The organism is Synechococcales cyanobacterium T60_A2020_003, from assembly GCA_015272205.1.
Classification (GTDB): domain Bacteria; phylum Cyanobacteriota; class Cyanobacteriia; order RECH01; family RECH01; genus JACYMB01.
Genome location: JACYMB010000016.1, coordinates 1 through 11,812, shown reverse-complemented (window position 1 = coordinate 11,812; position 11,812 = coordinate 1). Strand labels below are relative to the sequence as shown.

At 51.4% G+C, this 11,812-nt stretch carries 8 protein-coding genes; 6 read left to right on the top strand and 2 right to left on the bottom strand.

Annotated features, from left to right (window positions below):
- On the bottom strand, positions 1-1,871 hold a 1,871-nt coding region (locus tag IGR76_00645), incomplete at its 3' end, for an endonuclease MutS2 (protein ID MBF2077053.1).
- 291 nt (positions 1,872-2,162) lie between these two features.
- Between IGR76_00645 and IGR76_00640 the strand changes: the two genes are divergently transcribed.
- From IGR76_00640 to IGR76_00625, 4 genes are all read left to right on the top strand, one after another.
- On the top strand, positions 2,163-4,532 hold the full coding sequence (locus tag IGR76_00640) for a 5'-nucleotidase C-terminal domain-containing protein (GenBank protein ID MBF2077052.1): 2,370 nt from the start codon (positions 2,163-2,165) through the stop codon (positions 4,530-4,532).
- A 243-nt stretch (positions 4,533-4,775) separates the two neighbouring features.
- Positions 4,776-6,239, top strand: coding sequence for a phenylalanine--tRNA ligase subunit alpha (locus IGR76_00635; protein MBF2077051.1), 1,464 nt, complete (start codon positions 4,776-4,778; stop codon positions 6,237-6,239).
- A gap of 70 nt (positions 6,240-6,309) precedes the next feature.
- Positions 6,310-7,968: a phenylalanine--tRNA ligase subunit beta gene (locus tag IGR76_00630; GenBank protein ID MBF2077050.1), complete on the top strand. Its 1,659-nt coding sequence runs from the start codon at positions 6,310-6,312 to the stop codon at positions 7,966-7,968.
- Positions 7,952-8,617 carry a hypothetical protein gene (locus tag IGR76_00625; protein MBF2077049.1) on the top strand — a complete coding sequence of 222 codons (666 nt, stop codon included), beginning with the start codon at positions 7,952-7,954 and terminating at the stop codon, positions 8,615-8,617. Before IGR76_00630 ends, IGR76_00625 begins: the two co-directional genes overlap by 17 nt.
- A 13-nt stretch (positions 8,618-8,630) precedes the next feature.
- On the opposite strand, the gene IGR76_00620 is transcribed toward IGR76_00625, so the two are convergent.
- Complete coding sequence (locus IGR76_00620; GenBank protein MBF2077048.1) at positions 8,631-10,328, bottom strand: alpha/beta hydrolase; 1,698 nt, start codon at positions 10,326-10,328, stop codon at positions 8,631-8,633.
- Between the two features lie 669 nt (positions 10,329-10,997).
- Between IGR76_00620 and IGR76_00615 the strand changes: the two genes are divergently transcribed.
- Together IGR76_00615 and IGR76_00610 are read left to right on the top strand one after the other, a co-directional pair.
- Positions 10,998-11,621 (top strand): hypothetical protein, encoded by a 624-nt coding sequence (locus IGR76_00615; protein MBF2077047.1) that lies wholly within the window; start codon positions 10,998-11,000, stop codon positions 11,619-11,621.
- Positions 11,622-11,681: 60 nt separating this feature from the next.
- Positions 11,682-11,812 (top strand): IS5/IS1182 family transposase (locus IGR76_00610; protein ID MBF2077046.1); only part of this gene is annotated, 131 nt, incomplete at its 3' end.

The following is an 11,812-nucleotide window of genomic DNA, read 5'->3' as shown; positions in this document are numbered from 1 at the left end:
TCCCGTTCTTTAAGCATTGCCGCTTTTCGGGATACTTCATCGTGCAATCGTTCCGCCTGTTTCAGTAATTTAGCCGTTTCTGCGGCTTTCTGCTCCTGCTGGCGTCGCTGAGCTTCCAGTCCCGAAATCACCAGATTCACATCATCCGATGCGCTCAATCCCACGTGCTGCCGTGCCTGGTCGATCACGGTTTCGTTCAGTCCCAGACGTTGGGCGATCGCCAGCGCATTCGAGCGACCGGGAATCCCCCACAGCAGGCGATAGGTAGGGGAAAGGGTCACATCGTTGAATTCCACCGAGGCATTCTCAAACCGATTATCCTCGTATTTCAGGGCTTTCAGTTCGCCAAAGTGGGTCGTCGCCAGGGTCAACGCCGCATGATCCGCAAGATAGTTAAGTAGGGCGATCGCCAAGGCACTGCCTTCAGACGGATCGGTTCCGGCTCCAACTTCGTCTAGCAAGATGAGGGCGTTGGCAAGAGAGGTGGAGGGGGGAAGGGGGGAAGGGGTGGGGATGTCAGGAGATGGGGTCAGGTCGGGAGGGGTAGGGGCGGAGATTGGATCTTCCGTGGCGGTAGGGGCGATCGCGTTCAGAATGCGACTGATGCGGCGGATGTGGCCGGAAAAGGTGGATAGGCTTTGCTCGATGGATTGTTCGTCGCCAATGTCGGCTAGGACGGAATCAAACCAGGGCATCTCTACGGGTTCCCGTGCAGGGACAAACAGACCGATCTTGGCCATCAGGCTAGCGAGGCCGAGGGTTTTGAGCGTGACCGTTTTGCCTCCGGTGTTCGGCCCTGTGATGGCAACCACGCGGATTTCCGGTTGAATCCGCAGATCGATGGGAACCACCTCTGCGCCGTCCTCATGCTGGTGCTGCCAAACTAGGAGCGGATGGCGCAGTTGACGAAGGAGGGTTTGCTCGGCGGGAATCGGCTGGAGATTGCCGTCGTCATCCAGGTTGGTGAATCGGGGGGGATTGGCCTCTAGCCAGAGGGAGTAGCGGGCGCGGGCGGTGGCGAGATCGAGGGTGGTGGCGATCGCCAAGAGTTCTTCTAAGTCTGGCTTTACTTCTGCCACCTGATCGGTCAGCGTCCGCCGCACCGCTTCTTCCTCCACCTGTTCCTGTCGCCAGCGCTGACGCAGCAGGTTTCCAGTGTTTACGATCGCCTGCGGTTCGATATACAAGGTTGCGCCACTGGCAGAAACATCGTGGACAATGCCGGGAATCGCATCTTTTTGGGGGGCTTTGACCGGAATCACAAAGCGATCGCCCCGTTGGGTGATCACCAATTCCTGGATCGCGTTGCCATGGCGTTGCAGAAGTTTGTTCAGGGTGTCGTAAATGCGATCGCGCAGTTCGCGGATCTGCTCTCGAATTCCGCCTAGTTTAGGACTGGCGCGATCGGTAACTTTGCCGCTGTCGTCAATACAGTAATGAATACACTGTTCGAGTTCGGGATAGGTTCGCAGATCGGCTACCAGATCTTGCAGCACAGGCAAATCGGGCTGACTATCGATCGTGCGGCGGAGTTGACGGGCACCCGACAGAGCGGTGGCGATCGCCAATAGCTCATTGCCCGACAGCAAACCCTGACGTTCTGCCCGTTCCAGGGCATCGCCAATATCCTGCACACCGTCAAACTTCAGTCCCCCAATCAGCGACTGTTCCAAGGCATACATTTCTTTGGTTTGCGCCAGTAGCGTTTGGGTTTCTGCTGGTGTTTGGGGAATGGGGAGTTGTCGTGCGGCGATCGCTCCCAGCTTGGTGCTGGCAAAGGTCGCCAAGTGCTGACCCAGGCGATGCCATTCTAGGAGGTTCAGCGTTTCGGTTTGAAGCGTCGCGAGGTCGGTCGGAGTCGTCGGAGTCAAAGCAGTCAACAGTAGGATCTACAACAGCCACAACAAAGGGGTACACTGTTCCATTATCAAACAACAAATCTTAAAGTGCGATCGCAATCTCCGTCCTTTTGGGTAGGAACGCCGAAGGGGTAGGTTCTGACCTGAGATCACCTCAGACACTTCGTCAACGACCATTTCTTAACGGAATAGTAGTGGCTCATTAACCAAATAATTAAGAAACATTAAGAAGACTGTGGGATTTGTGAAAGGTGGGGTTCATTCGCCCGAATCGTCCGTACTACCACGAGGATATTGTTGGTTATGGCTTTCACACTACAACTGCTTCATGCCTCCGATCAGGAAGCTGGAATTCCCGCTTTAGACGATGCAGTTCGATTTTCAGCCGTTCTGAACGCCCTCAGAGGGCAGGATGTTGGGGCAGATGGCACGCTCACGCTCTCGTCTGGCGATGCCTACATTCCAGGGCCATTTTTACTCGCCAGTTCATTCATTGATGAACCTGTCGCTGGGTTTGACCTAGGCGCATTGGGTCGGGCTGATATTTTGATTCAGAATGAATTGGGCTTTCAGGCAATCGCCTTTGGTAACCACGAATTTGATCTAGGTACGTCCCTTGTATCCGATCTGATCACGGCAGACGGAACCTATACGGGAACGAATTTTCCCTATCTCAGCACCAACCTAGATTTTAGCACTGATGCAGCGCTAGCCGATTTCGTTGTTCCCGATGGCAAAACGCCCCAAGGCAATTCCATCACGGGCAGTGTCGTCCTTGATGTCAATGGCACCAACTTTGGGGTCATTGGCGCAACGACACCGACGCTAGGAACTATTTCATCGCCGGGTGGCGTAACCATTTCCCCCTCTCCCTTCGGTGCCGACCCTACACCTGCTGAACTCCAAGCCCTTGCCGACGAAATTCAAGACGCGGTGGATGCGCTGACCGGACAAGGCATTAACCACATCATTTTGCTGGCGCACATGCAGCAGCTTTCAATTGAACGAGAGCTAGCAAAGTTGCTCAGTGGTGTTGATGTCATTATTGCAGGCGGATCAAATACGCTGCTGGCAGACGATACGGATACCCTGCGGGCAGGCGACAGCGTCGGTGGGGCGTACCCGATTTTGGAAACCTCTGCCTCGGATAAACCCATCGCTGTGGTTAACACCGATGGCAATTATAAGTACGTCGGGCAATTAGTCGTTACGTTTGACGACAATGGTGTGATTGATCCGGATAGCATCGACGACGACGTGAGTGGCGCCTACGCCACCGACGAAGCAGGGGTCACTCGCGTTGGGGGAGAGGGGTTAGAAGATCCTGAAATTGTGGCGCTGACCGATGCCCTACGAGAGGTCATTGTGGCCCAGGACGGAACCCTCACGGGCAAAACTAAGTTTTTCCTCAACGGGACACGCGCCGATGTTCGCACCCAGGAAACCAATCTAGGGAACCTCAGTGCGGATGCCAACCTAGCAGAGGCAAAGAAAACAGATTCCTCGGTGTTGGTCTCTCTTAAAAACGGGGGCGGCATCCGCGATAACATCGGCATCGTCTCCTTCCCGACCGGATCGACCGATCCCAAGGATCTCCAAAAACTTCCTCCTCAGGAAAATGAGTTGGCGGGCAAAGTGGAAGGGGATATTTCTCAACTGGACATCAGTAATGCACTCCGGTTCAACAATGGTCTTTCTCTCGTAACAGTCACAGCAGAAGGACTCAAGATTTTGATGGAACATGGTGTTGCCGGGACGGCTCCGGGCGAAACACCGGGCCGCTTTCCCCAAGTGGGCGGCATGTCCTTTAGTTTTGATGCATCCCGGCAGGCGATCGCCTTTGATGCGTCCGGTAACGTGATCACGCCGGGTGAGCGAATTCGCAATTTGGCGATCGTGGATGAACAGGGACGTATCCTGGATGTGGTGGTCAAAAACGGTAAGGTTGTTGGCGATCCAGACCGGGAGATTCGCATGGTCACGCTCGGCTTTTTGGCAGACGGTGGCGATGGTTACCCCTTCCCCGCCGTAGGAACAGATATCGTCGATCTCGTTGAAGACGAGGTACAAACGGGTAAAGCTCGGTTTGCAGATAACGGAACGGAGCAGGATGCCTTAGCGGAATACCTGATTAAGAACTTCAGCGATCAGCCGTTTAAGGGACGCGATGTTGGCCCTCGGAAAGATGCGCGTATTCAAAATTTAGATGCGCGTGACGATCAGGTGCTGCGGGGTTCGTACCTCCTAGAGGGTAGCGCCGACAATGATCTGCTCAAAGGCAAAGCCGATGATGACGTACTGAACGGTTTAGCGGGAGATGATGTCATCCTGGGGAATGCTGGAGATGATCGCCTGCTCGGTGGCAAGGATGATGATGTGCTGGTCGGTGGTAAGGGGAGCAATCGCCTCATCGACAACAGCGGTAACAATCTCTTTGTTCTAGAAACTGGTGGCGGCATCGATCAGATCGTGAGCTTCAAGACCCGTCGTGACACGATTGGATTAATTGACCTAGAGTTTGCCGATCTCACCCTGAAATCGAGAGGCAAGGGCAATAAGACCACGATCTCTTCAGGCGATGAAGTACTAGCGAAGATTAGCGGTGTGAGTGCCGATGACTTGAAGGCTGGCAGCTTCCAGACGGTTTCATTAGACGATCTGATCGCGATCTAGAGCACTTAAGGCGTTGGCCTTGCTGACGGCTTATTGATGGAGTAGACGTTATCAGGACATAGCGGGATAGAGGAGTGGATATTGCTCACTCCTCTATTTTTGGGTGAATATCCGTAGCGTTATCCAGCGCTCAAACTCTCTCTGCTATACAATCAAGACTATCTAGGTCTAAGCCTACACAGTACATGAATGGTGAGCCTTAGACCTGCTTCCATCTGCTAACCACGATAGGGGCACCCCACTATGTCTGATGCGATCGCCACCCTTGATCTCACCCAACTCACGGGAAAACAGCGGCAGTTTTTGCAACTGCTCCAGATTCAGGATACGGTTCCCAGTCTGCGATCGCTCTGTGAGCAGCATGGTTTTGATTTCAATTTCATTAAAGGATTTTTGCTGAGCGGGGCACTGGATGGATATGTACAGTGGCAGGAGCGATCGCAAACCCATTGGGAGTTAACCCCAAAGGGACGAGATTTAGATGGTGCGATTCCGGGGGCGACCTTGGCGGCCTATCTCCTTCAAGGAGTATGTGGTCTATCGACCCTACAAACCGAACTGGGGGAAAAATTCAGCATTAATTTTGGGGCACTGCGGAAGGAACAGGCGGTTGAGCTTCTGGATCTGGACGGTATTAAGCAGATTAAGGTTCTCAATTCAGAACGTCTCAAACTCTATCCCCAACGACAGGCTCTCTTCGAGGCGATCGCCCACGCAGACACCATTCCAGAGCGATCGCCCCAATTAGACTGGTTACAGCAGCAGTCCTACATTACCCAAGTTGTAGATCAGGATTACGCCCTAACGGTAGAGCGATCGCTGCGTGAACTAGATCTCCGTCCCGTGGTCACGATCTTAACGAGTGATTTAATCCTATCTGGTGACTGGCGCACCGTCGAGTTAAAGCCCTACAACATTCACGACCAGGTTCCCGATGTGGGCTACGGTCGTCCCTCTATTTTGACTCAGTGCATCCAGCATATCCGCAACATTTTCCTGAATATGGGCTTTGATGAAATGTCTGGCTATATTGTAGAGTCGTCGTTTTGGAACTTTGATGCTCTCTTTACCCCCCAAGACCATCCCGCCCGCGAAGTCCAAGATACGTTCTATCTCGCCAATCCCCAGCACGTTGATCTGCCCGATGATCCCACACTGGTGAAGCATGTCAAATCCACCCATGAATCCACCTACGGCGGACAGTGGACAGAAGAAGAAGCCAGTCGTGCTATTCTCCGCGCCCACACCACCACCTCCACCGCTCGCAAGCTTCACCAACTTCAGGGTCAAAGCGGCAAATACTTTTCCATTGATAAAGTGTTCCGTAATGAAAGCGTAGACCGCACGCACCTCGCAGAGTTTCATCAGATTGAAGGCGTTGTGGTGGGTGAATTGCTCAGTGTCCGAACCTTGATGGGATATCTCACCTACTTTTACGGACGCTTGGGATTCAAAGATCTCATTTTCAAACCCACCTACAACCCCTACACGGAACCATCGTTGGAAGTCTTGGCCTACCACTCACCCAGCGATCGCTATATCGAAGTGGGCAACTCAGGTCTATTTCGTACGGAGATGTTGGAACCCTTGGGATGCGGTGACAAGGCGACTGTGGCCTGGGGGTTAGGGCTGGAACGTATCGCCATGCTCCTCTACGGCATCGACTCCCTCTCCGATCTGATTGGGCCAGAGATCCAATTCCGATAATCCGCAAAGACTATACTTCGGACGTCACGCCACCTCTATTGAAAGCTCATCTCTATTACCCTCACTCGCCATGCCTACCGTTACCTTTCCCCTGGCCTACCTAACTCGCCTCACCCAAACGTCGCCCGCTCAGCTTGAAAAGCAGGCTTTTAGCTACGGTTTAGATGCTGTTCTACGGGAGCAAGAGCTTGAAGTTGAAGTGACGGCAGAACGTCCCGATCTCCTTGCTGCCGAAGGGTTCACCCGGGCGATTAACATCTATAACCAGATCCCTCGCACCATTCCTGATCAATTAGAAGCCTCAGGACGCACGATCCATGTCTCGCCAACGGTCGAGTCTCTTCGTCCCTGTATTGCGGCGTTAGTCGTTGAAAATGCAGATTTAGGAGATGGTGGACTCGAAGCCCTGATTCAGTTTCAGGAAAAGGTCACCCAAACCTTTGGACGACAGCGGAAAAAGATCGCCATTGGGGTCTACGATCTGGATCAGATTTGGGGCGATCTCCGCTATGTGGCTGTCAATTCCGATGCGCTAAGCTTTGTTCCCCTCAAGGGCGATCGCCCCATGACCGCACGCCAGCTTCTGACGGATCATCCGTCGGGACATCTCTATGCTTCAACGTTACCGACCCAGGATCAGGTTCCGGTGCTAATGGACGAGCGGGACACGATTCTCTCCCTACCTCCCATTATTAATGCCGAAGGAATCGGAGCCGTCACCGCCGAAACGCGCAACCTGTTCATCGATGTCACGGGAATCTTGCAGCAAACAGTGATGGACACGATTAATATCCTGGCGCATAACTTTTTGGATACGGGTGCCCAGGTCAAAACGGTGGCGATCGCCACTCCGGATGGAACCCAAGTTACCCCTTCCCTAACGCGCAAAGAGATCCCTTTCTCGGCTAAATTCCTCAACGAAGTCATTGGTACTTCTATTCCTAAACAGGATCTTGGACTCTATCTTGAACGGATGGATCTACATCCTACCGGAACCGATATCGTGCGCGTACCCACCTATCGTACCGATATCTTTAGCCAGATCGACATTGCCGGGGATCTCCTAGTCGCGGTGGGGATTGAAAATCTGCAAGCGGATTTCACCAGTCTCAAGTTCTACACAGGGGAAGCCGATCGGTTACGAAGCTTTGTGCTTAAGGTTGGCGATTGGGCGCAGCGGATGGGATTAATGGAGGTCAAAAGCTACATCCTCACCGCTCCCGATCTTTTGGAACACTTTTCATCCACCTACGTGCAAACCGCAAATGCCAAGAGCCGCACCTACAGCGCTACCCGCACTACGCTACAGGCTGGTCTTTTAGAGATTTTGTCGCGCAACATCAACGCCCCTAAACCGATCAATATTTATGAAATCGGTGAAGTCTTGAACCTTAAATCCGACGGATCGATTCAGGAAACCTTCCTATGGGGATTTGCCAGTTTGGATGCCCGTGCTTCCTTTGCGATCGCCAAATCCTATATTCAGACTCTACTCCATGCCTTGAGGATTGACTATACGCTGGTCGAATGTGATGCCAGTTACTACATTCCGGGTCGGGCAGCATCCGTGATTATTGATCAACAGATTGTGGGACAGTTTGGCGAGATCCACCCCGAGGTTTTGCAGGCATTTTCCTTCCCTGAACCCGTATGTTCGGGGGAGTTAAACTGTGAAATCCTCATGCAGTCTCATGTAAAGATCTCTGAATTCTATGACGCTCGAATTTGATCATCTCTTCATCTGCTGCGATACAGGTGCACCAGATGTCGATACGATCCTGTCCTGCGGATTCACGGAGGGATCGTCGAATCGTCATCCGGGACAGGGAACCACCAACCGTCGCCTCTTTTTCCCCAATGCCATGCTGGAATTCCTATGGATTGAGAATACCGAAGAGGTTCAACAGCCAGAGATTCGGCCAACTCGCCTATGGGAGCGATCGCGCCATCGCGAAACCGGATATTCCCCCTTTGGCGTTAGTCTTCGACCTAGGGGACAGTCCATTTCCATACCGTTTACCACAGTGGCCTATGCGCCACCCTATCTACCAGCCTCTCTGCAAATCGACATTGCAGCCTCTACGCATCCTGCAGAACCGCTCATCTTTGTAATTCCCTTCGGCAAACGCCCGGATCAGTTGATGGGCGATCGCCAGCAACCGCTTGAGCATGCCTGTGGTTGTCGAGAAATCACCCAGGTTCACATTGACATTGTTCAGCAAGCCCCTCTATCTGATGCCGCAACGACCCTTGATACAGAAGGCATCGTTCACGTTCACCCTGCATCAGAACCTCTGGCAACCGTAGCGTTTGATCACGGTCGGCAAGGGCGATCGCTCGATTGTCGTCCTCAGTTACCGCTCAGACTGCAATGGTGATCGATCGCTTGGTTCAAGGTTCATCAATGGGTATCTCTGAAGCAGAGAGCATATAAAAATTCAGCGCATCTTGGCGGATCGATTCCGCATAGCTAGCACTCAAATAATCTTTGTAATCTATGGGATGGCCAGGATTGAGTTCCCCTTCCCCCAAATAGGTTTTGAAAAAAGCAACACTGAGAGCCTGGATATAACTTCGACCAATGGCCGGATCTGGGCGACTGCTTTGCAAAAAGTCTGGGGCTTTATCCTCCGAGCCAACAGCATTGAGGATATAGTGATTCGCAGGGTCAAGCATCACCAAATACCAATCGTCTAAACTCGCTCCTTGAAAGGGACGAATCTGTTCTTCTACAGCCGGGGCAAGCTGGTCTTCGCTAGCTGACACAACCATCGTCGGAACGTCAATCTGGCTCAAGCCCTCCGGGCCAAAAATGACACTGGTCGGTGGAAACATAGCAATAACCGCCCGAATCCGAGGATCGCGCAGGGTATAGTCTCCCTCTGGTAAACCATTGGTTCGACACTGCAACAACGTCGAGAGATTGAGGGTCAGGTCATCAGGTACACATTGCGTTTGGAGGCGATCGCGATTGAGTTCAGCCCCAGCTAGTCCCAAGGCTACCGTTGCGCCATAGGAGGTTCCGATCACGCCAATCTGCTCAAAATTGAGCTGCGAACTAAACTCTGGATGTTGTTGCAGGGCATCAAGCAAACTCGAAATTTCATGAATGCGCCGGGGATACTCCACCGTATCAATCAAGTTCCGATGTTCGCCGCGCATCAAGGCTTCCAAGTAAGCGGCATTACTCCCTTCATGCTCAGGAATCACGACCGCAATACCGTGGGACGCCAAATGTTCCCCCCAGTAGCGGAAGCGCGATCGCGTTGAGGCCAAAGAATGGGTGACGACTACCAGCGGAACTGATTGGTCAACCTCTTGAGGGAGATAGAGATCGGCAACCAGCGTCTCCCCAGTTTCATTCTGGATGGAGGCATCAGCAGCGATCGCCAGGGGAGGAATCGGAACTGCAAGTTCATACTGACGGACTGAATAAGCACCGGGTTGACGGAGATCAGGGGCATCTTCTTCAGGCATGAACGGGATCTGACTGGCCATTTGTTCACTCTGCTGAGCGATCGCCTCTACCATCCTCTCTCGCTCACTTGATAACAACTCAATTTCATTAACCAAACCCTCAACGGATGCCAGATTGATACGAAGGTCAGAACTCAGAAACTGGCGCAAAACATTGATCAAAGTTAATCCCTCTGCTTCATCAGCCGCCGCCAGGATTAAGGCCGCTCGTATGGCATGGAATCCGTTAATGCCGCTCTGGGTTTGAATCAGAGTTCCAATTCGCTGTAACAGATCTTCGCCCATCGCCGAGTAGGCAAACTGGGCCACAACGACAGGCGAATTATCAACCGAAGTCTGCAAAAACCTGCGGATTTCCACTTGGGTTTCATCATCTAGCCGATTCATAATCAGCGCTAGATCCCCCGTCGCTTCTCCCCCAGTTGCAAATTTATCCAATGCATTCACCGAAACAGAAAACTGCAGCGGGCCAACATAGACCGTTAGTCGCTCTGCGGCCTCTGCTCTACATCCCAACCCCAGCATTAGTCCTAGATTCAGAAGCACACTGGCTCCGATCCGGGTGAGATGCGATCGCACGGAGACAGGTGTGAAAGATGGATTCAAAATCATCGAACGCAAAACTCCAAATTTTTAGCGCTGTATCCGCGTAGCAATCGCCGTGAGGCGAAGCACATCCTCAAAACTGGGGGTTAACCGTTCTTCAGGAATGAGTGTCTTCAAGAACGAGTGTAAAGTTGCTCCATGCAATGGTAGCGCTAAGCTGAAATTTCTCCTGCTGACGCAATATTGTCGTTTGCTATAGTGCTCAGGAAACCGATAGAAGACTTGCCATTAAAATCAGCCATATCGAAAATATCAGAGTTCTCTCTCCCACCGTTTCGGTATAATTCCGGTAAAGTTTGCGATCGCGTAACATAGCCTAGAAACTAGAATAGGACAGTCTCATGTCTTTAGGTGTAGCTAAATCTCCTAGGGAGCATCCCAATTTTGTCCGGGTAGTGCGAGCGTCCCGCTCGTGGGCAAGATGCCCGCACTCCAAACATTGATAAATTTTCAATGTGGGATGCTCCCAGTCTCCTAAGCGAACTCATTGAAGTAAATCCTAATGTTCAGCCAGGTTTTGGTAGCTATAAGTGCTGTTGTAAAGTCATTATCAGATTCTTGTACAATGAGAGCCTTGAGAGTTCTGATCTTGATTTACAAATATCTACTGGGTAGTAGAGCTGATTTTGGCAACAGCCTCTCGTTCCAGGTTCATACATAGTCAGTCATCTTGATATGATTTTTAGTTCCCTAGAATTCGTTTTCTTTTTTCTTCCTATTGTTCTCGGTGTCTTCTTTGCGATTGGGAGTAGCGGTGCTCACACACTAGCCCTAGCTTGGCTAACGCTAGCATCACTATTTTTTTATAGCTACTGGAATCCAAAATACCTTTTTTTGATTCTTATCTCTATTGGAATTAACTATGCCATAGGCCTATGTATTCAGTCGTTTAAATCTAGGAGTTTACGTTTCTCAAAAGCTCTGATGGTGCTTGGAGTTATTTTTAACGTTGGCCTTCTAGGATATTATAAGTACGTTAATTTCCTCGTTGAAAATTTAAATGCGATCGCTGGCACAGATATTGTCATTAAGCAAATTATTCTTCCCTTAGGAATCTCATTTTTTACCTTCCAGCAAATTGCCTATATTGTTGATGTTTATAGAGGTCATATTACGGACAATAACTTCTTGCGATATTGCTTGTTCGTAACTTTTTTCCCTCAACTTATTGCGGGGCCAATTGTGCATCACGATGAGGTGATGCCTCAGTTTGCTCAGCAAGACATCTTGAAACCCAATGCGCGGGCGATCGCCATCGGTATTACAATTTTTACAATCGGATTAGGCGTTGTTGCATGAAAGAGGGGTTGCGGGCAGGAGAGGCATGGTAAATTTCAGTTATCACATATAAAACCTGCCATGAAACCTCAATACCGCATCCGCAACTGGTCAGAGTATAACGCTGGATTGAAGGCTAGGGGAAGCCTCACCTTCTGGATCGAAGAATCTGTGCTGGGGCAGTGGGTGGTCGAGGAGTTGAGCGGCAAACC

Coding starts and splice junctions, on each gene's coding strand:
- IGR76_00640 (MBF2077052.1), top strand. CDS start 2,163: ATGGCTTTCACACTACAACTGCTTCATGCCTCCGATCAGGAAGCTGGA.
- IGR76_00635 (MBF2077051.1), top strand. CDS start 4,776: ATGTCTGATGCGATCGCCACCCTTGATCTCACCCAACTCACGGGAAAA.
- IGR76_00630 (MBF2077050.1), top strand. CDS start 6,310: ATGCCTACCGTTACCTTTCCCCTGGCCTACCTAACTCGCCTCACCCAA.
- IGR76_00625 (MBF2077049.1), top strand. CDS start 7,952: ATGACGCTCGAATTTGATCATCTCTTCATCTGCTGCGATACAGGTGCA.
- IGR76_00620 (MBF2077048.1), bottom strand. CDS start 10,328: ATGATTTTGAATCCATCTTTCACACCTGTCTCCGTGCGATCGCATCTC.
- IGR76_00615 (MBF2077047.1), top strand. CDS start 10,998: ATGATTTTTAGTTCCCTAGAATTCGTTTTCTTTTTTCTTCCTATTGTT.